The sequence below is a fragment of the Streptomyces sp. NPDC086519 genome (assembly GCF_040686075.1).
GTDB lineage: Bacteria > Actinomycetota > Actinomycetes > Streptomycetales > Streptomycetaceae > Streptomyces > Streptomyces shenzhenensis.
The window spans coordinates 1-18,299 of the sequence record NZ_JBFBJL010000116.1 but is presented as its reverse complement, the minus strand read 5'-3'; the positions used below and the strand labels follow the sequence as shown (position 1 = coordinate 18,299).

The following is an 18,299-nucleotide window of genomic DNA, read 5'->3' as shown; positions in this document are numbered from 1 at the left end:
GCACCCAGTACGACAAGCTGACGGTCACCGCCGGTTCGACCACCCTGGCCACGTACTCCAACCTCAACGCGGCCTCCGGATACGTGCAGAAGTCCTTCAGCCTCGGGTCCTTCGCGGGCTCGACCGTCACCCTGAAGTTCAGCGGTGTCGAGGACTCCTCGCTCCAGACCAGCTTCGTCGTCGACGACACCGCCGTCACGACCGGCTGACGCAGGACAGTCGGGCGTCCCGCACCCGGATTCCGGGTGCGGGACGCCCGCGTGGGTCAGCTCAGCGGGTCCAGCGTCAGGTACGCCTGCTGCGGATTGCCGTCGTTGACCAGCGACTCCTGGTTGCCGACGTCGTCGAAGGCGAAGGCGTACGCCTTGCCGTCGGCCATCTGGGCGTGGATGTCGCGCGCGTAGTGGTTGGTGACCGGGTCCTGGTAGAAGTCCGCCGGGCTGGTGTCCGGCTGGTTGGAACTGGTCAGCAGCGTCGACCGGTTGAAGCCCGCGCAGAGTGTGCGCGAAATCGGCCCGCGTACCTGGTCGTTGGGTGCGTCGAGCAGGTTGTGGCAGCCGAAGACGCTGTTCGCGTCGGGCTTCTGGAAACTCGTCACCACCGCTCCGGTGGAGTCGGTGAAGTTCATGACGTTCCCCGAGACCCGGCCGTAGTACTTCGTGTTCGGCTGGTCGGCGAACGGCGTGACGGTCAGGGCCGACGTCGAGTACTTCGACCAGACCCGGTTCACGTAGTCGTCCATGACGGTCGACGGCAGCGCCCCGGTCTCCACCCCGTACAACGGGGAGAGCGCGCGCAGCACGGTGCCGTCGGAGCGGGTCTGGACCAGGTTCGCCCAGCCGCCGCTCTGTCCGCGCAGGGCGCTGAAGAACCCTTTGTAGCCACCCGGCTTGAGGTGCCCGGTGGCGGCCGTGCTGCCGTCGGAGCGCCGCACCCCGACCGCGTACGGCACCGAGAACATGTCCACCTGGGTGCTGTTGATCCACAGCCCCGAGTCGTTGAGCGTGTACTCGGACCAGTTGAAGAGGATGTCGCGGTTCGGGTCGCTCGGGTTCTGCACCGCGGGCTGCACCAGACCGCCGGTGGTCAGTCTGAAGTCGAGCTTCTGGCCGTAGGAGAAGTAGATCCGGCCGGAGAACTTCGGGATCTGGATCGTCTTCGACTGACCTGCCGCCGGGCCGGTGATCGAGGCGTCCGGTGCCGGGGTCGGCGGGGTGCCGCCGGCGGGCCAGGCGTGGAAGGTGCCGTTGGCGTCGGCCCAGCCCTGCTGTCCCGAGGAGAGCTGGGTGCCGAGGTCGTAGATGTACACCTGGTCGCCGCGGCCGGAGTTGTTGGTGATCTTCAGCGGGATCGTGGCGGGTACCGCCGCCTCGGCCGGGTGCGGGGTGCCCAGGGTGAGCACCCCGCCGATCAGTGCCGCTGTGGCCGTCAGGGGCAGTGTCCGGCGTGCGAGTCCTGTGCGCACTCTCCACCTCCGTGTGGGGTCGGGGTTGGCACGAAACTGGTCCGTACCAATTCTGAGAGCGCTCTCAGCGTGGGTCGTGGGTCGGGTGCATGTCAACAAGGCGGACGGAATCGGGGCCCGTCGGATCGACGGGCCCCGGGAATCCGGTGGAACGGGTGGCTCAGAGGGCGCGCTTCAACAGGTCGAGCAGGGCGGCCCAGTGGCGCTCGTCGGCCGCGCCGGAGTAGGACGACGTGTCGGCCTGCGTGTAGCCGTGCGCGGCGCCCCGGTAGATCTCGCACGTGTTGCGGACCCCGGCGGCGTCGAGCGCCTCCCGGAAGGTGCGGATCTGGTCCTCGGTCATCGACTGGTCCTGGTCCGCGAAGCCGAAGTACAGCTCCGCGGTGACCCGGCCGGCGAGCAGGTGCGGGCTGTCCGCGTCGTCGGTGACCAGCCGGCCGCCGTGGAAGCCGCCCGCGGCCGCGACCCGGTCCGGGAACGCGGCGGCGGTCCGCATCGCCAGCCGGGCGCCCATGCAGTAGCCGGTGATCCCGACCGGCCCGTCGGCCACCAGCGGGCTGTCGGCCAGCCAGTCCAGGTAGGCGGCCGAGTCGCGGTCGCTGAGCTCGGGCGTCAGCGACATCATGATCGGCATGAGCCGCTGCCAGATCGCCGGGTCCGCCGATGGATCGATGAACTCGGGGAGTTCGACGACCGGAGTGCGGCCGCTGCGGTAGAAGACGTTGGGGACCAGGACCGTGTAACCGGCGCCGGCGAGCCGGTCCGCCATCGCCTTCAGGTGCGGGCGGATCCCGAAGGCGTCCTGGTACAGCAGCACGCCCGGGTGCGGGAGTCCGTCGGCGGGGTGGGCCAGATAGGCGTCGGCGGTACCGTCCTCGGTGGTGATGTCGACGTCGGTTCCCTGTACGGCGGTCATGGCTCAAGTGCCTCTCTGCGGAGTCGGCGTCGGGGTGGGGGACACCCGGCGCGGCGTGTCCCGATCATCGTGGCACGCCGGGGCGGAGAGCCGTGGACGGGGGAGCGTCGAGCTCACTCGAAGCGCGAGGTGTCGCCGGCGCCCCGGCGGACGATCTCCGCCTCGCCGCCCGAGAAGTCGATGACCGTGGTCGGCTCGGTGCCGCAGTCCCCGGAGTCCACCACCGCGTCCACCTGGTGGTCCAGTCGGTCCTTGATCTCCCAGCCCTGGGTCAGCGGCTCCTCCTCGTCCGGCAGCAGCAGGGTGCTGGAGAGCAGGGGCTCGCCCAGCTCGGCCAGCAGCGCCTGGGTGACCACGTGGTCGGGGATACGGACGCCGACGGTCTTCTTCTTCGGGTGCAGCAGCTTGCGCGGCACCTCGCGGGTCGCGGGCAGGATGAAGGTGTAGCTGCCGGGTGTCGACGCCTTCACGGCCCGGAACACGTCGTTGTCCACGCGCACGAACTGGCCGAGTTGCGCGAAGTCGCGGCACATCAGAGTGAAATGGCGCCGGTCGTCCAGATGCCGGATGGTGCGGATCCGGTCCATGCCGTCGCGGCTGCCGAGCTGACAGCCCAGCGCGTAGCAGGAGTCGGTCGGGTATGCGATGAGCGCCCCCGAGCGGACCGCGTCGGCGATCTGCGAGATGCTGCGCGGCTGCGGGTTGTCGGGGTGCACGTCGAAGTACTTCGCCATCCGCCGAGCTTATGCCGTACGGCGGGCATCGGCCGAGCGGGCCGGGCACGCGCCGGACGGTCGAGGGGCCGTCCCTGTTCGGCACGGCCATGGCCGCACGTCCCTGTCCGGGGCGTGACCGGATCCGGCACTCCCCGGCGGCGAGGCGGTGCCCGCGCTGCCGCCGGACCCGCCCGCCCGCCGTGGCCGCCCCCCCTGCTGGACCGGCGGGCCGCTCTGCCCTTCCGCATCCGAGCCACGCCCGCCCTGCCCGCCGCCCGGCCGCGCACGGCCCTCGCGCGCGCCGGAGGCCTCACGGGGGCCGCCCGCCATCACCCACCGGCGGAGCCGGGCCACGCCGGGCACCGGGCCTGGCGTGCCGCGCCCCGGCGCCCGCACCGGAGGGCTGGTGGGGGGTGCCGGTGTCGTTGGTGGGTGCTGGTTCGTGGCTGGTTGCTGGGCCTGGTGATGCCTGGTCCGGGGGTCTGAGGCGGAGGGCTCGCGGGGGGCGTCCGCTGCCGCCGGTGGACGTCGGGGCTGCCCCTGGCCCCCTTGGTCCAGGTCGCCCCGGGGCTCGTCATGGCATGGCATGGCATGGCTCGGCAGGCCCCTCGTGGCCTTCACCGGTCACCGGTTCGGTGGCCTCGGAATCGGTCCGGATGTCCGGCGGGTTCCTGGGCACCCGAGGAGTGAGCCACGCCGGGGCCCTCCCCCCGGCCCGGGTGGGGCATGTGCGCCGGCGGCCCTTCCCCCGAGAGCCGCCGGCGGAGCCGGGACCGGTGACGGGACCAGGCCTCGTCCGATCGGGTAACGTCCGTGGACCGAGGCTGAAGCGAGGGACGAGGGGCAGGGCGAGATGGCAGGCCGAGCGGACCAGGGCCCGCGGCACCCGGCACCCCTCGGCGACGACTGGGCCGCACGGCTCCTCGACCATCTGCGTCCCGGTGCCCGCGACCCGCGCCGGGTCGTCGCCTGGCTCGCCGGCGCCGTGCAGGCGACCGTGTGCCTCCAGGCCGCGGACGGCACCCTGCTCGCCGGGACCGGGATCCCCCTCGACGACTGCCTCGTGGCCGACGTGGTCGCCGGGCGGATCTCCGCCGCCGCCGTCCAGGACGGCGACCGCCACCTGCGGCTGGTCGCGGTCCGCGCCCCCGACCCCCGTCCGGCCGCCGCCGGCCTGCTCGCCGTGGCCCGCGCGACCCCCTTCGACCGGCGGGCCGCCGAGATGGTCACCCACACCGCCGGAGTCGTCGAACTCCTGCTGCGCGAGCGGGAACTGACGGCCGCCGGGCACCGGCTCCGGCGGGCCACCGCCGACCTGCGCCTCGCCATCCTGCAACTCCTGATGGTCGAGGACACGGTCTCCGCGCGCCGCGTCGCCGCCGGCCTGTGGCCCGGCCTGCTCGACACCGACAGCGCCTGCGTGTACATCGTCGAGGGACATCCGGCGGAGCGCGACGGCCTCGCCGAGGACTGCCTCGACATGACCCGCGACCAGGCCCTCGTCGTGCGCTGCCCCGCCATGGACGGCCACGTCATCATCCTCAGCCCCGCCCCCGCGACGGCCGAGCGGCTGCGCTCGCTCGTCCACGGCCGCCCCGGCACCTTCCTCGGCGGCAGCGGCCCGCAGAGCCTGGCCCAGACGGCCGTCGCCTACGGCCAGGCCGTCAGCGCCCTCGCCGTCGCCCGCTTCCGCCCCGACCAGGCCGCCGTCTACGCCGAACGCACCCACCCGGAACGGCTGATGGACCCCGCCGCGCTGTACGCCTGGTCCACCGCCGTGCTGCGGCCGCTGGACACCCTGCCCCACCACACCCGCGCGGAACTCCTCGCCACCACCCGCCTCGGCCTGGAGTTCACCGCCGTCAGCGCCGCCAAGATACTCGGGGTCAGCCGCAACACCGTGCGCGCCCGCATGGACCGGGTCGAGGCGCTGCTGGGCGCCGACTTCTCCGACCTCACCGTGCGCGCCACCGCCCACCTGGCCCTCAACACCCAGGCGGCCCTCGCGGAGGAGCTCGCCGGTACGGTGCCGCGGCCGTCCGGCGTCCGCCTGGGCGACCTCCTGGCGAGTCCGGCGCTGCGGGCCTGGGCGCACGACCTCCTCGACCGTCTGGTCCGGGACGGCCGCGACCTGCGCGGCACCCTGCGCGCCTGGATCGCCGCCGGCGGGAACGCCGAACGCGCCGCGCAGGATCTGGGGGTGCACCCCCAGACCGTCCGCGAACACGTGCGGGGCGCCGAGCCCGTCCTGGAACGCCAGCTGCTGGCCGCCGGCACCGACCTGTACGAGGTCGTCCTCGCCCATCTCGCCCTCGGGGACCTCACCGCCCCCGTCCTGCTCCGGGCGAATCAGGGCCAACCGGACTCACCTGTGCACGGGTGAGGCCTCGGCGTACGCGAACGGGCATCGGCGCGATACCCAACGGCGCGACACGGACGTATGTTCACGTTGTGCGGGGGCACGACCGGAACGGGGGACCGGTCGCAGCCCCCGCGACCCCCGGTTCACGCCTCCAGGCGCACCGGGATCTCCTGCCAGCCGCAAGCGATGAACGACGGCACCTGCCGCAGTTCGTCCTTCCCGACCGCGAGCCGCAGGCCCGGGAACCGGTCGAACAGTGCGGGCAGCGCGGCCAGCGCCTCCGCCCGGGCGAGCGGGGCGCCGATGCAGCGGTGCACCCCGATCCCGAACGCCAGGTGGTCGTCGGCGCCCCGAGCGGCGTCGAACGCGCCCGCGTCCGGCCCGTAGTGCGCCGGGTCCAGACCCGCCGCCGCGTACGTCGTGATGATCGCGTCCCCGGCCGGGATGGTCACGTCCCCGACCTTCAGGTCGCTCACCGCGAACCGCAGCGGCAGCGAGGCGATCGACGGATGCGCCCGCAGCGTCTCGTCGATCACCGCGTCCCAGCCGACCGTCCCGGCGCGCACCGCCGCCAGCTGCGCCGGATCCGTCAGCAGTGCCACGACCGCGTTGCCGATCAGGTTGACCGTGGTCTCGAAACCGGCGCCGATCACCAGCAGCAGCGTGTACAGCAGCTCCTCGTCGCTGAGCCGGTCGCCGTCCTCGTCACGGACCCGGATCAGCTCCGTCGTCATGTCGTCGCCCGGATGCTCCACCTTGTACGCGATGAGACCGCCGAGGACCGTGCCGATCCGCTCCTGCACGAACGCCGCGTGCTCGGGGGTCGGGTCGGAGGTGTCCATGATGGCCGCGATCAGCGCACCGGTGTCCTCGCGCATCTCGTCCGGCACCCCGAACAGTTCGCAGATCATCCGCATGGGCAGCGGCTGCGCCAGCCCGGCCCGCAGCTCCACCGCCGCCCCGCCGGCACCCGCGGCCGCCACCTCGTCCAGCAGCTCCGCGGCGATCGCCGTGACGCGCGGCCGCATCGCCTCGGTCCGCCGGTGCGTGAAGCTCGACGCCACCAGCTTGCGCAGCCGGGTGTGGTCGGGACCGTACGCGGAGAGCATGTTGACCACGCCGATCCAGCCCAGCACCCAGCCCCAGGAGGGGTGTTCGCCGATCTCCGGCCAGAGCCGCCAGTGCTTGCGCGGGTCCTTGCTGACCTGGGGATCGAGGATGAGCTCCTTGAGGACGTCGTACCCGGTGGGAGCCCAGGCGGGTATGCCGCCGGGCAGTTCGACGGGCACCACGGGGCCGAGGGCGCGCAACCGCGCGCTCTCCGCCGGGATGTCGGAGCCGAACGGATCGAGAGCGATGCGGTCGGTGACGGTCACGACGACTCTCCAGGCTGGTCGGGGGAGCGGGGACTGAACCGGACGGGCAGCGAGGTCAGCGAGCGGTGGAACGGGCCGGGCCGCCAGTCGAGCTTCTCGCGGGGCAGGACCGGGTCGAGGTCGGGCAGCCACTGCGTCAGCTGTTCGATCGCCTCGGTCGCGATGAGCAGCGCGTGGTGCCGGACCGGGCAGGCGTGCGGGCCCGCGCCCCACGACAGGTGCGAGGCGTCCCCGGTGCGCCGGGCGCTGGTGGCCTCCCGCTCCGCGAAGAGCCCCACGGCGCCGAAGGAGACCACCACCGGGACGGCAGGCCTGACCCACGCCCCGTGGAACGAGACCGGCCGACGGGCGTAGTAGATGCCGTAGTTGGCCAGCGGGGTCTCGTGATGCAGCACCTCGACCACCGCGTCCATGACCGGGCGGGCGCCGCTGGTGAGCGTGGAGTAGTAGAGCGGGTTGCCGAGGATCCGGGAGAGCGCGTTGGAGACGAGGTTCGTGGTCGGCTCGTAGCCGGCGCCGAGGGTGAGGAACACCTGCCAGGTGACCTCCTCCGGGGTCAGCCCGGCGGGATGGTCCAGGAGCATGCTCGGCAGGTCCTCGCCGCGCTCCTCGACCTTGGCGGCGATCAGCCGCAGCACGTACCCGGTGAAGTCCGCCTCGCCCTCGGCGGCCTGCGCGCCGCCCTCCATCATCTTCAGGAGGCCCTCGTTGAGCCGGTCGCCCTGACTGTCCGGCAGCCCGAAGAGGTTGTTGAACACCAGGGCCATCAGCGGCCGGGTGAAGTCGGTGACGAGATCCGCCTCGCCCCTGGGGCCGAACCGGTCGACCAGCAGCCGTACCGCCCGGTGCACCAGGTGGCGCAGATCGTGCGGCTCGATCAGGTCGAACACGTCGATGAGGGTGGCCCGGTAGCGGATGTGCGCGTCGGCGTCCGAGAACAGGGCGTTGGGCCGCCAGCGCATCATGCCGAGCAGCGGGGAGTCCTCGGGGACGGTCGCCTCCCAGCCCCGCGGGTCGTGCGAGAAGGTCTCGACGTCCCGGAGCACGTCCAGGGCGGCGCGCCGCTCGGTGACGACGTACGCGGGGGTGCCCGGCGCGAGCTCCGCCCAGCCCACCGGGCCCTGGGCGCGCAGGGCCGCGTAGTAGCCGTGCGGGTTGCGGGCGAAGCCGTCCTCCCACAGCCGCACCGGACCCGAGACGGTGAAGGACTGCCGCGCGCTCATCGGGCCTCCGCCGGCCGGTCGTCGATCAGATGCTGGACCAGGGCGAGCAGCGCGTCGACCGAGGAGTGCCCGTCCCGGGCGTCGCAGGTCACCATCGGGGTGCCCGGCTGAAGGTCCAGGGCGGTGCGCAACTGTTCGCCCGTGTAGTGGCTCGGCGCGTCGGGAAACGCGTTGAAGGCGACCGCGTACGGCAGCCCCGCCTCCTCGACCAGGCCGAGCACGTCGAAGGAGGCGTCGATGCGGCGGCTGTCCACGAGGACCAGAGCACCCAGCGCCCCGTAGGAGATGTCGTCCCACAGCGTCCGGAACCGCTCCTGCCCCGGCGTCCCGAACAGGTACAGCACGATCCCGCCGGACAGGCTGATCCGCCCGAAGTCGATGGCGACGGTCGTCGTCTCCTTCTCCCGGACCCCGTCGAGATCGTCGACAGGCACGGAGGCCTCGGTGAGATGCTCCTCGGTGTGCAGGGGGCGGATCTCCGACACCGAGTCGATCAGGGTCGTCTTGCCCACCCCGAACGGCCCGGTCACCAGGATCTTCACCAGGTCGCGGGCGTCGTCGGGGAGATGGGTGCCGCCCGCGCGGGGCAGCTCACTGGTGCTTGAGGGCGCGGAGGCCATCGGCCACTCTCTTCAGCAGGTCGGGGTCGAACCGTTCGGCGGGCGGGATCGGCGCGCGGGCCTGGACCAGGTCCCGGTCGACCAGGTCGGCGGCCAGCACCCGCACGGCGGAGAACGGCAGCCGCAGCAGCGCCGCCGCCTCCACCACCGTCAGGGCACCGCCGGACAGCAGCTCCAGCAGGGCCAGTTCGGCGGCCGGGAGACCGGCGGGCAGGGGGGTCCCGTCACGGGCGAGCACCGTCAGCCGCTCCACGTGGGGACGGCTGGGGCGGGCCACCCCGCCGGTCGACAGGTACGCGGGGACCAGGGGACGGCCGCCACGGCGGCCGGTCATGCCGGCGCGCCGCCGTCGGAGCCTCTGGGCGCGGCCGCCATCGCCTTCTCACCCAGCCGGGCCACCTGTGAGTGCACCCGGTGCGCCAGCAGGTCCAGGCGCACCTCGGGGTCGCCGTAGGCCGCCACACAGGTGCCGTGGTCCGTCGGTACGATCAGCACGTACCCGTGGTCCGACTCGATGACCACCTGCCGCACCTCGGCCCGGTCCCGGTCCGCGAACGCGGCCGCCGCGGCCCGGCAGGCGCCCTGCACGGTACTGGTGATCGCGGCCACCCGCTCGGCACTCGCCCGGGACAGTGCGTCGGTGTAGCCGGTCGCGAGGCCGTCCCGGGTGAGCAGGACGGCGGCCAGTACGTGCGGCACCTGCAGGACGGGGTCCAGCACCCATGCCGTCTCGCCCGCATCGCGGCTGTTCATCCGGCCGCTCCTCCTTCTTCTTCGTCGGTCCGGTGGGATTCGGGCGTGTTCGCCCGCTTGGGAGCCCGCGCCGCCGCAGTGCCGTACTGCAGGGCCGCGAGCGCGGCGGCGGCCTCGTCGGGACGGCGCGCGGCCGGCTGCGGCCGAGGCACACCGGGGGTGCCGGGGGCGGCGGCGGTGGCACGACGGCGCCGCTGCGGCAGACCGCCCAGGTCGTCCGGCTCCTCGCGGCCGGGAGCGGGGGCCGGGGCGGGGACGCGCTCGTGCTCGTCCTCAGGCCCGGAACGGGCCGGCGCGGCGGGCGCCGCAGGGGCAGGCACCGCGGACTCGGCCGACGCGATCTCGGGTACGGGCGTCTCCGGCACGGCTGTCCCACACGCGGGCATGTCACGCAGGGGGGCCTCGCGAACCGCCGCCTCGAACCCGGCCGTGTCACGCCCCGCCGTCTCGTGCCGGCCCCGCTCACGCACCGGGTCCCTGCGCGCCGGGCGTTCCCGGGTCGAGCGCGGTGCGCTGGCCGACGGGGGCCGTTCGCCCGGGTCGATCCGGGCGAGCAGGTGGCTGTCGACCCGCAGCACCGCGCGCACCCCGCCGTAGGGCGAGGGGGAGGAGACATCGACGCTCAGGTCGAACTGGCGGGTGAGCTGGCCGATCGCGGCCAGGCCCATGCGCGGGGGGTCACCGAGGTCGGTCAGCAGGATCGGGTCGCTGCCCGCGACCAGCCGCTGGGCGCGGGCCCGTTCGTCCTGCGTCATGCCGAGGCCCGCGTCGTCGACGCTCACGCACACCCCGTGGTGGACGTGCTCCAGATTGACCACGACGGCGGTGTCCGGTGCCGAGTGGCGCAGCGCGTTGTCGAGGAGTTCGGCGACGATGATGGCGACCGGCTCGACCGCGTGGGACACCAGGGCGGTGCCCGGCTCCAGGTGGTTGTGGACCTGGACCCGGTGGTAGCCGGAGAGCCGGGCCTGGCCGCCGGTGACGGCGTCCACCACGTGGGACTCCTCGCGGGCCAGCCCCACCCAGGCCCCGCACACCACGGCCGCGACCTGCGCCCGCCGCAGCGACTGCTCGTTCTCGTGGTCCAACGCGAACAGCGTCTGCGCCAACTCCGGGTCGTCGTAGAGCTGTTGGAGCCCACGCAGGGCGTCCTGCAGCCGGTACAGGGCGGCCTGGATCTCCCGGGTGGCGCCCCGGAGGCCGGCCTGCGCGGCCGCGTCGATGCGGGTGCGCTGCGCGGTCAGCTCCTCGCGCAGCGCGGTGAGCACGTACTCCAGCGCCGTCCCGGTGGGGGTCCCGGGCGTCTGCTGCCGGACGGGCCCCGGAACCCGCAGGTGCGGATGGGCGAGCTGGGCCGCGGCCGCGGGCATCCGGCGGGCGGCGAGATGCTCGACCTCGGCGACGAACGCGTCCTCGGCGCCCTCCAGTTCGGCGCGCAACTCCGCCACCTCGGCCCTCAGCGCCGCCTGCCGGCGCCGGGACCTGAGCAGGCTGCCGCCGAGGGCGAGCGCGGAGAGTGTTCCGGCGGCGAGACCACCGGCCACCAGTTCCGGCAATTCGATCATGGAATCGGTTTCCAGGGGAAGTAGGGCAGCAGTGGGCAGGGGGGAGCCCGGGGCCCTCCCATGTGGCGCTCGCAGCACAGTACACACCGTCATCGACCAGCCCCGCACGGTGAATCGTTACATCGCTTCGAATCCGCTCGGCGACTGTTCGCTTCTGTGTCAAGTGTCGGAAATGCCATGTGGCGATGGTGAGTTGAGGCTCCGCGCGGCCGTGTCGTCACCGCGTGGCGGAGGCCGGCGCCGGCAGGTCGAAGACGTGGGCCGGGGAGATGACCCGGGTGATCGCCTGACCGAACAGGGTGCCGGGCTCGATGCCGCCCTTGTAGCTGATGTCGGTGTTGAGCAGCACGACGACGGTCGTCCGCGTCGACGGCAGGTAGACGGTCAGGGACTCGTAGCCGGGCAGCGAGCCGTTGTGCCCGATCCAGCCCTGGACGTCGAAGATGCCGAGACCGTACCCGGCGCCCTGGACGCCGGTCGAGGGGGTGGCCAGCCGCTGCTTCTGGACGGCGGGGCCCACCATGGCCGTGCCGTCGGGGAAGACACCGGTGGCCACGGTGCGGGCCCAGGTGCGCAGATCGTCCAGGTTCGAGATCATCGCGCCGGCGGCCCAGCCCCAGGACGGGTCCCAGCCGGCGGTCTCCTCGACCTTCCCGCTCGCCGTCTGGTCCGTGTAGCCCTGGGCGTGCGGGGCGGGGAACTCGTTCCCGGTCGGGAACAGGGTGTGGCTCAGGCCCGCCGGTGCGAGGACGTGCTGTGCGAGGTAGTCGCCGAGCCGCTGTCCGCTCTCCTTCTCGACGAGCAGGCCGAGCAGGATCAGGTTGGTGTTGCAGTAGGAGAACTTCTCCCCGGGCCGGAACATCACCCGGTGTCTGAAGGAGTAGGCGAGCAGCTGCCGCGGGGTGAAGGCACGCTGCGGATCCGAGGTCAGCGCCTTGAGGAAGCCGTCGTCCTCGGAGTAGTCGAACAGCCCGCTGCGCATCCCGGCCAGGTCCCGCACGGTGATCCGGTCGCCGTCGGGTACACCGTCGAGGTACGTGCCGACGGGGTCGTCCAGGCCGACCTTGCCCTGGTCGACCAGCTGCAGCACCGCGGTCACGGTGAACGTCTTGGTCTCGCTGCCGATCCGCATGTACAGGTCGGGGGACATCTGCCGCCCGGTCGCCTTGTTCGCGACCCCGAACGAGCGAACGTAGTCGCTGTGCCCCGGCGTCCAGACCCCGACGGTCACGCCGGGCACGTCCGCCTCGCGCATGACGTGCCGCACGACCGCGTCGAGCCGGCGGGCCAGCGCCGGGGTCATGTCGCGGACGTCCGGGCTGCCGGAGGCGGAGGTGGATGCGGAGGGGGCGGGCGAGGGCGCGGCGAACGCGGCCGGTACGGGGGCGGGCGCGGTGACGAGGGGCACGGCGAGTGTCCCCAGCGCGACGGCGACCGCGGCCCCCCAGCGGAGCATGGCGGACGTGTACGGCATGGGCTGACTCCAGGCACGTGAGAGCGAACGTGCGGTGGGGTCGGACGTCAGAACCCTGGGCTCACAGGATACGAGCGCGCACCCGGTGCCGCCTGTCGGCCCCGGGCCGCGGAATGCCGCCGGAATGCTCGTAGGACGGGGGCGGCCCCGATCGGGGGGTGCGTTCACCCGGCCCGGTGAGCGCACCGGACGGCGCGTACCACCGGCGCGTGCCTGGCGTCGGCCCTGGCATGGACGGAATCTCTCGCACGCCCTGGCGCACGGGCCAGGAGCCGCGCGCCCTGTGCTCCCCTGGGCTGATCCACGCCCGACTCGTGGGGGAACGGCGGGAGCAGGACCGTACGGTGCCGGCCGGACCGGAGAGCCGCCGGGCCGGCGTTCTCGCCCTCCTGCCCCACCGCTGACCTCACCGTTCCTCGCACACCGGCCGCAGCACCGCCAGCGTGCCGTTGGCCTCCCGCAGCGCCAGCTCCAGGATGGCCGGCGCGTGCAACGCGCCACTGCCGTCAGGCGGCACCAGCCACTCGAGGAAACGCGCGGGCCGGTACGGCGGCGGTGCGGCGACCCACGCCCCCTTGCTCGTGTACCGCAGCCCGGCCCCGATCCAGCCGCCGCACGGGTCGGGCGGCAGGAAGAACCCGACCCGGTGCGCCGCGGTGTCCACCAGGGTCGGCCCGGGCACCGGCAGGGAGGGCCGCCACAGCAGGTCCAGCGTGAGCAGACCGAGCCGGTCCGGCACGCTCAGCACATCCCAGAAGCGGCCGGCCTCCAGCAGCGAAACGCCCTCCCCGTGGTCCCACTCCCACTTGCAGGTCCGGGGGTCCGCCGAGGCCGCCGCGAGCCATTCCACGCCCTGCATCCACATCGTGTTCGTCATGTACCGCTCCGGGATATCTCCGCTCACCTGTTCCAGGCGCAGGGAGCGACCGACACCGGGCATTCTGCGCGACCACACGCCAACCCGGCATATGCATGCTGGTAGATATTTCTAAATGGCGGAAGGGGTGGCGGACCCTGGCGTTTGAGAGCGGACGTTCGAACGCTGCGCACCGGTACGGGCGTTGAGCGGAACGGCGGACATCCCGCGGCTTTTCCGCGCCCGAAGTGACGCTCGAATCAGTCGTCACGGCACTCGATTCGAGCGTTGATCCTTGATGCGGGAGCGATATCAGTCGTATGCTCCCGTCATTCCGTCGTCACCCGCTCCCGACCAGGAGTACTCCATGGACCGCACCCGACTGCACGCCCTCCTGGCCCGCGAGAGCGCCGAGGCCGAGCGGGGCAACCCCCGCTCCCGAGCCGCGTACGCCGGCGCCGGCCATCTCTTCGGCCGGGTCCCGATGACCTGGATGAACAAGACCGCCGGAGCTTTCCCCCGGTACCTGGCGACCGCGCGCGGAGCCCGGGTCACCGACATCGACGGGCACACGTACATCGACTTCTGCCTCGGCGACACCGGCGCCATGGCCGGTCACTCGCCGGCCGCCGTGACCGAGGCGGTGCAGCGCAGGTTCGCCGAGCTGGGCGGGGCCACCGCGATGCTGCCGACGGAGGACGCGGAGTGGGTCGGCGCCGAGCTGACCCGCCGCTTCGGACTCGCCCGCTGGAGCTTCTCGCTCACCGCGACGGACGCCAACCGGTGGGCGATCCGGCTCGCCCGCGCCGTCACCGGACGCCCGAAGATCCTCGTGAACAGCTACAGCTACCACGGCAGCGTCGACGAGTCCCTCATCGTGGTCGGCCCCGACGGCAAGGGAGCGCCCCGCCCCGGGAACGTCGGCGCGCCCTGCGACGTCACCCTGACCAGCCGGGTGGCCGAGTTCAACGACCTGGACCAGCTGGAGCGCGAACTCGCCCACGGCGACGTGGCGGCCGTCCTCATGGAACCCGCCCTGACCAACATCGGCATCGTGCTGCCCGAGCCCGGCTACCTGGACGGTGTGCGCGCCCTCACCCGGCAGTACGGCACGCTGCTCATCAACGACGAGACGCACACCTTCTCGGCGGGCCCCGGCGGCTGTACCGCCGCCTGGAACCTGGAGCCGGACCTGCTGACCATCGGCAAGGCCATCGGCGGCGGCATCCCGGCCGGTGCCTACGGCCTCTCCGCCGAACTCGCCGAGCGGCTCCTCGCCCGCGACGACCTGGACCTGGTGGACATGGGCGGCGTCGGCGGCACCCTCGCCGGCAACGCGCTCTCGGTGGCGGCGACCCGGGCCACCCTGGAGCACGTGCTCACCGACGAGGCGTTCGACCGCATGGCACAGCTCTCGGCACGCTTCGAGACCGGCGTCCGGGACGCCGTCGAGGCGCAGGGCCTGCCCTGGTCGGTCAGCCGCCTCGGCGCCCGCACCGAGTACCGCTTCGCCTCCCCGGCCCCGCGCACCGGCACCGCGGCCGAGGCCGCCGCCGACCCCGAGCTGGAGGACTTCCTGCATCTCTACCTCGCCAACCGGGGCATCCTCCTCACCCCTTTCCACAACATGGCCCTGATGTGCCCCGACACCACCGCGCAGGACGTCGACACCCACACCGCGGTGTTCGGCGCGGCCCTGCGTGAACTGGCCGGCTGAGGAACCGGGGAAAGGAGGGGACGCGGTGCACATGGACGACATCGACCGGGCCATCCTGCGCGAGCTCCAGGCCGACGGCCGTATCGCCTACGCCGACCTGGGGCCGAAGGTGGGTCTCTCCGCCTCCGCGGCCCGGCAGCGCCTGCAGCGCCTGCTGGACTCCCGGGCCGTGCAGGTCGTCGGCGTCACCGACCCGATGGCCATGGGCGGCCAGGCGATGGCCCTGCTCGGTATCGGCGTGGACGGCGACCCCAGGGAGGTCGCCGACGCGCTCGCCGGACACCCCGAGGTGGTGTACTCCGTGTTCACCTCGGGCGGCTTCGACCTGTTCGCCGAGGTGGTCACGCCCGGCCCGAAGGACCTGCTCGACTTCGTGGGCGACGTGGTCCGGCCGATCGAGGGGGTACGCGAGGTCCGGCCCTTCCCGTACTTCGGCATCCACACCCACCGCTTCCTGTGGGAGGTGGGCTGAGCGGCCGGCCGGCGGCGGAGCCGCGAACTCAGCCGATGGCCGGTGTCAGGACGAGCATGGTGGCGTCGTCACGCACCTCGTAGTGACGGGTCAGGTCCGCCCACACCAGTTCGGTGAGGGCCCCCGCGTCCACCCCGGCGAACCCGGCGAGCCGCTCCGGAAGCGGATAGAAGCCCCCGGCCCCGTCGCGCGCCTCCCAGACCCCGTCCGAGGCGAGGAACAGCCGGTCGCGCGGCCCGAGCTCGACCGTGACCTCCTTCGCCGGCTCCGCCCCCACCAGCCCGAGGCCCAGCGGAGCCCCGGGTGCGACGGCCAGCTCCTGGGTCCGGCCGTTGCGCAGCAGCACGGGCGCCGGATGACCGCAGGCCACGATCCGCACCGACCGCAGATCGGCGGAGAACTCCATCAGCAGAGCCGTGGCGAACAGCTCGGCGTGCGGCTTGCCGGCCGAGTCCACCGTCAGTCTGCGGTCCATCCGCGCCGCCACCGACTCCAGGTCCTCCAGGTCGAGGACGGCCTCCCGGAAAGCCCCCAGCAGCGACACCACCGTGGCGACGGCGGCCAGCCCGTGCCCCCGTACGTCCCCCATCACCGCCCGGACCCCGTAGGGGCCGTCGCTCACGTCATAGAAGTCCCCGCCGACCAGAGTTCCGTGCTGCGCGGCCCGGTACAGCCCCACGCACCCCACTCCGCCGACCCGCTCCGGCAGCGGCGGCAGCACGGCCCGCTGCACCGCCTCGCCCACCGCCCGCTCGGTGACCAGCTGGGCGTCCCGGTGACTGCGCACATAGGACACGAACACACTCAGCAGCGCCACGAAGGTGACCGTGAGGAGGTCGGTGTCGCCGGGATGGTTCAGGTGGGTGGCGGGCACGTTGAGCAGGAGCACCACCAGGCAGCTGAGCACGGCCGTGGCCAGCGGGCCGTAGGAGAGGACGGCCAGCGGCGGGATCGCCCCGAGGAGGAAGCCGAAGTCGTGGCCGTTGGGGCTGATCAGCGTCGCCACCGTCACGACCACGAGCAGGACGACGGGCAGCACCCTGACCCAGCGCGGCGGCGGCGCACCCTGCAACCAGCCACGACCGTCCCGGTAACCACGCGACGACCAGCCGCGTACCGAAGTCACACCCCCAACGTACGCCAGGGCCCGGTCACCCGGCCTGTCTCGATCCTGGGATGCCGGGCGGGGAAAACCGGTGGACGCCTCCGGCGCGGGTCCCTAACGTGTGAGCGCACGCCCGAGACCGGACGGAAGGAGGCGAGTGCCATGTGCGTCACACCCATCCCGCGCTCCCTCCCCGTTTCCCGGGCGTGACAGGTCAGAGCTGACCCGGGAGCGCTTCCTGAGCACGCATCCCGGAGGAATCCATGACCGATCTGGTCATCCGTACGCTCGACGACAGCAGCGCCCATGTCTTCGACACCCTGCCCGACCCGCTGCGCCTGCGGGAGAGGCACCGGCGCACCCGGTTCCGTCCCGACTGGCAGCGGGTCGCCCTGCGCGACGGACGCGTGGTCGCCCGGGCCGCCTGGTGGGGCGCTCCCGAGGCCACCGAACCGCTGCTGATCAACTGGTTCGACGTGGCCGAGGGCGAGGAGGAGGCCGGCGCCGAGCTGCTGCGCGGCGCGCCCTGGCAGGTCGAGGAGCTGGAACTCGACCTGCCGACGGGCTGGCATGACGTTCCCGCCCTGCGCTCCGCCGCCGAGGCCCGCTTCACCGCCGCCCGCAAGGCGGGCTTCGAACTGCTGGTGGAGCGCTACAACTACCGCTGGACCCCCGAGTGCGGCCTGCCCGAACGGCCCGGCCGCCTCGTCTTCACCGCCGAACCCGACGACCGGGTGTTCTTCGACGCCCTGCGCCGCATCCACTCCGTCACCCTGGACGCCCACGCCCGCCGCGCCATCGCGCAGGGCGGAGTGGACCGGGCGGCCCAGGAGGAGATGGACTTCTTCCACTGGATGCCCTCACCCCGCCAGTGGTGGCAGATCGCCCGCACCCCCGACGGCGAGCCCGTCGGCATCCACATCCCCGGCCACAACCCCGGCGGACCCTGCATCGGGTTCATCGGCGTCCTGCCCGAGCGGCGCGGGCACGGGTACGCCTACGACCTGCTCGTGGAGTGCACGCACTTCCTCGCCGAACAGGGCGCCGAGTTCATCGCCGCCGCCACCGACCGGGGCAACACCCCCATGGCCGCGCACTTCGCCAGGGCCGGATACCCGGTCGTCCGGGAGCGGGTGAACTTCTGGGCGGCGGCCGCTGTCAGTGCCGGGTGACATGCTGACGGCGCGGTGACCGGCAGCTGACGGGAGAAGCAGGCATGGGGTTCGAGGGTGACGTCTGGCAGGTGCGCGGCGGGCGGGAGCCGGTCGGCGAGATCGTCGTCGACGAGGCCGACTTCCCCTGGCTGCACGGCACCTTCACCCCGGGCCCCGGCTTCGCGGGCGTCCGGGACCTGTTCGCCCGGGAGCTGGTCCTGGCTGAGGACGAGGACTGGGAGGCCTGGGAAGAGGTGCACGACGAGATCCGCCGCCAGGTGTCCCTGATCGCGCCGACCGGCCCGGTCCCCGAGTTCCTGCTGCACATCGACGGGGACCGGGCCTGGTTCAGATGGAGCGACGAGCCGTTCGGCGAGGAGTAGGGCCTGGTGCGAAGGTGCCGTCTGCCGCGCGACGCCCGGCACGCTCCCCAGAGGGGGTACCCCCGCTCGCCGCACCGCCCGGAAGCCCGAGTACGCCCGGTACGAGGGCTTCCGGGCGGCGCGCCGAGAGTACGCACCGGAC

General features: G+C 73.0%; 17 protein-coding genes and 1 pseudogene. 6 read left to right on the top strand and 12 right to left on the bottom strand.

Annotation, left to right across the window (positions count from 1 at the left end; all coding sequences use genetic code 11):
- Positions 1–209 (top strand): annotated as a pseudogene (locus tag AB0P24_RS46325) (hypothetical protein); the annotation flags it as partial.
- Between the two features lie 56 nt (positions 210–265).
- Here AB0P24_RS46325 and AB0P24_RS46320 read toward each other — a convergent pair.
- The 3 genes from AB0P24_RS46320 to AB0P24_RS46310 all read right to left on the bottom strand — a co-directional run bounded on the left by AB0P24_RS46320 (position 266) and on the right by AB0P24_RS46310 (position 3,115).
- Positions 266–1,414, bottom strand: a complete 1,149-nt coding sequence (locus tag AB0P24_RS46320) for a glycoside hydrolase family 64 protein (RefSeq protein WP_365805255.1) — start codon at positions 1,412–1,414, stop codon at positions 266–268.
- A 211-nt stretch (positions 1,415–1,625) separates the two neighbouring features.
- The gene (locus tag AB0P24_RS46315; RefSeq protein ID WP_365805253.1) at positions 1,626–2,381 is read right to left on the bottom strand and encodes a dienelactone hydrolase family protein; all 756 of its coding nucleotides are present in this window, start codon (positions 2,379–2,381) and stop codon (positions 1,626–1,628) included.
- A gap of 113 nt (positions 2,382–2,494) precedes the next feature.
- Positions 2,495–3,115, bottom strand: a complete 621-nt coding sequence (locus AB0P24_RS46310; RefSeq protein ID WP_365805251.1) for an L-threonylcarbamoyladenylate synthase — start codon at positions 3,113–3,115, stop codon at positions 2,495–2,497.
- Positions 3,116–3,950: 835 nt separating this feature from the next.
- Here AB0P24_RS46310 and AB0P24_RS46305 point away from each other — a divergent pair.
- Positions 3,951–5,480, top strand: a complete 1,530-nt coding sequence (locus tag AB0P24_RS46305; RefSeq protein WP_365805249.1) for a helix-turn-helix domain-containing protein — start codon at positions 3,951–3,953, stop codon at positions 5,478–5,480.
- A 122-nt stretch (positions 5,481–5,602) separates the two neighbouring features.
- On the opposite strand, the gene AB0P24_RS46300 is transcribed toward AB0P24_RS46305, so the two are convergent.
- The 8 genes from AB0P24_RS46300 to AB0P24_RS46265 all read right to left on the bottom strand — a co-directional run bounded on the left by AB0P24_RS46300 (position 5,603) and on the right by AB0P24_RS46265 (position 13,347).
- Positions 5,603–6,835: a cytochrome P450 gene (locus AB0P24_RS46300; protein ID WP_365805247.1), complete on the bottom strand. Its 1,233-nt coding sequence runs from the start codon at positions 6,833–6,835 to the stop codon at positions 5,603–5,605.
- A complete protein-coding gene (locus tag AB0P24_RS46295) occupies positions 6,832–8,058 on the bottom strand; it encodes a cytochrome P450 (protein WP_365805245.1) in 1,227 nt (408 codons plus the stop codon). The genes AB0P24_RS46300 and AB0P24_RS46295 overlap by 4 nt, the downstream gene beginning before the upstream one ends.
- Entirely contained in the window at positions 8,055–8,678 is a 624-nt protein-coding gene (locus AB0P24_RS46290; RefSeq protein ID WP_365805243.1) for an ATP/GTP-binding protein, read from the bottom strand. Before AB0P24_RS46290 ends, AB0P24_RS46295 begins: the two co-directional genes overlap by 4 nt.
- Positions 8,650–9,012, bottom strand: a complete 363-nt coding sequence (locus AB0P24_RS46285) for a DUF742 domain-containing protein (RefSeq protein WP_234538411.1) — start codon at positions 9,010–9,012, stop codon at positions 8,650–8,652. The genes AB0P24_RS46290 and AB0P24_RS46285 overlap by 29 nt, the downstream gene beginning before the upstream one ends.
- On the bottom strand, positions 9,009–9,431 hold the full coding sequence (locus AB0P24_RS46280; RefSeq protein ID WP_365805241.1) for a roadblock/LC7 domain-containing protein: 423 nt from the start codon (positions 9,429–9,431) through the stop codon (positions 9,009–9,011). Before AB0P24_RS46280 ends, AB0P24_RS46285 begins: the two co-directional genes overlap by 4 nt.
- On the bottom strand, positions 9,428–10,996 hold the full coding sequence (locus AB0P24_RS46275) for an ATP-binding protein (protein WP_365805239.1): 1,569 nt from the start codon (positions 10,994–10,996) through the stop codon (positions 9,428–9,430). Before AB0P24_RS46275 ends, AB0P24_RS46280 begins: the two co-directional genes overlap by 4 nt.
- 217 nt (positions 10,997–11,213) lie before the next feature.
- Positions 11,214–12,470 (bottom strand): serine hydrolase domain-containing protein, encoded by a 1,257-nt coding sequence (locus tag AB0P24_RS46270; protein WP_365805237.1) that lies wholly within the window; start codon positions 12,468–12,470, stop codon positions 11,214–11,216.
- Positions 12,471–12,876: 406 nt separating this feature from the next.
- Positions 12,877–13,347 (bottom strand): hypothetical protein, encoded by a 471-nt coding sequence (locus AB0P24_RS46265; protein WP_365805235.1) that lies wholly within the window; start codon positions 13,345–13,347, stop codon positions 12,877–12,879.
- A 346-nt stretch (positions 13,348–13,693) separates the two neighbouring features.
- Between AB0P24_RS46265 and AB0P24_RS46260 the strand changes: the two genes are divergently transcribed.
- Positions 13,694–15,043, top strand: a complete 1,350-nt coding sequence (locus AB0P24_RS46260; protein WP_365805233.1) for a transaminase — start codon at positions 13,694–13,696, stop codon at positions 15,041–15,043.
- A gap of 31 nt (positions 15,044–15,074) precedes the next feature.
- Positions 15,075–15,515 carry an Lrp/AsnC family transcriptional regulator gene (locus tag AB0P24_RS46255; protein WP_365805231.1) on the top strand — a complete coding sequence of 147 codons (441 nt, stop codon included), beginning with the start codon at positions 15,075–15,077 and terminating at the stop codon, positions 15,513–15,515.
- Positions 15,516–15,543: 28 nt separating this feature from the next.
- Here the strand turns inward: AB0P24_RS46255 and AB0P24_RS46250 are convergent, their stop codons facing one another.
- Positions 15,544–16,641, bottom strand: a complete 1,098-nt coding sequence (locus AB0P24_RS46250) for a PP2C family protein-serine/threonine phosphatase (protein WP_365805229.1) — start codon at positions 16,639–16,641, stop codon at positions 15,544–15,546.
- 242 nt (positions 16,642–16,883) lie between these two features.
- Here AB0P24_RS46250 and AB0P24_RS46245 point away from each other — a divergent pair, with 242 nt between their 5' ends.
- Both AB0P24_RS46245 and AB0P24_RS46240 read left to right on the top strand, forming a co-directional pair.
- Positions 16,884–17,792 carry a GNAT family N-acetyltransferase gene (locus AB0P24_RS46245; protein WP_365805227.1) on the top strand — a complete coding sequence of 303 codons (909 nt, stop codon included), beginning with the start codon at positions 16,884–16,886 and terminating at the stop codon, positions 17,790–17,792.
- 44 nt (positions 17,793–17,836) lie between these two features.
- On the top strand, positions 17,837–18,157 hold the full coding sequence (locus tag AB0P24_RS46240; RefSeq protein WP_365805225.1) for a hypothetical protein: 321 nt from the start codon (positions 17,837–17,839) through the stop codon (positions 18,155–18,157).
- Positions 18,158–18,299 lie beyond the last annotated feature (142 nt).

Coding starts and splice junctions, on each gene's coding strand:
- AB0P24_RS46245 (WP_365805227.1), top strand. CDS start 16,884: ATGACCGATCTGGTCATCCGTACGCTCGACGACAGCAGCGCCCATGTC.
- AB0P24_RS46275 (WP_365805239.1), bottom strand. CDS start 10,996: ATGATCGAATTGCCGGAACTGGTGGCCGGTGGTCTCGCCGCCGGAACA.
- AB0P24_RS46290 (WP_365805243.1), bottom strand. CDS start 8,678: ATGGCCTCCGCGCCCTCAAGCACCAGTGAGCTGCCCCGCGCGGGCGGC.
- AB0P24_RS46265 (WP_365805235.1), bottom strand. CDS start 13,347: ATGACGAACACGATGTGGATGCAGGGCGTGGAATGGCTCGCGGCGGCC.
- AB0P24_RS46260 (WP_365805233.1), top strand. CDS start 13,694: ATGGACCGCACCCGACTGCACGCCCTCCTGGCCCGCGAGAGCGCCGAG.
- AB0P24_RS46310 (WP_365805251.1), bottom strand. CDS start 3,115: ATGGCGAAGTACTTCGACGTGCACCCCGACAACCCGCAGCCGCGCAGC.
- AB0P24_RS46285 (WP_234538411.1), bottom strand. CDS start 9,012: ATGACCGGCCGCCGTGGCGGCCGTCCCCTGGTCCCCGCGTACCTGTCG.
- AB0P24_RS46255 (WP_365805231.1), top strand. CDS start 15,075: ATGGACGACATCGACCGGGCCATCCTGCGCGAGCTCCAGGCCGACGGC.
- AB0P24_RS46270 (WP_365805237.1), bottom strand. CDS start 12,470: ATGCCGTACACGTCCGCCATGCTCCGCTGGGGGGCCGCGGTCGCCGTC.
- AB0P24_RS46305 (WP_365805249.1), top strand. CDS start 3,951: ATGGCAGGCCGAGCGGACCAGGGCCCGCGGCACCCGGCACCCCTCGGC.
- AB0P24_RS46240 (WP_365805225.1), top strand. CDS start 17,837: ATGGGGTTCGAGGGTGACGTCTGGCAGGTGCGCGGCGGGCGGGAGCCG.
- AB0P24_RS46295 (WP_365805245.1), bottom strand. CDS start 8,058: ATGAGCGCGCGGCAGTCCTTCACCGTCTCGGGTCCGGTGCGGCTGTGG.
- AB0P24_RS46280 (WP_365805241.1), bottom strand. CDS start 9,431: ATGAACAGCCGCGATGCGGGCGAGACGGCATGGGTGCTGGACCCCGTC.
- AB0P24_RS46315 (WP_365805253.1), bottom strand. CDS start 2,381: ATGACCGCCGTACAGGGAACCGACGTCGACATCACCACCGAGGACGGT.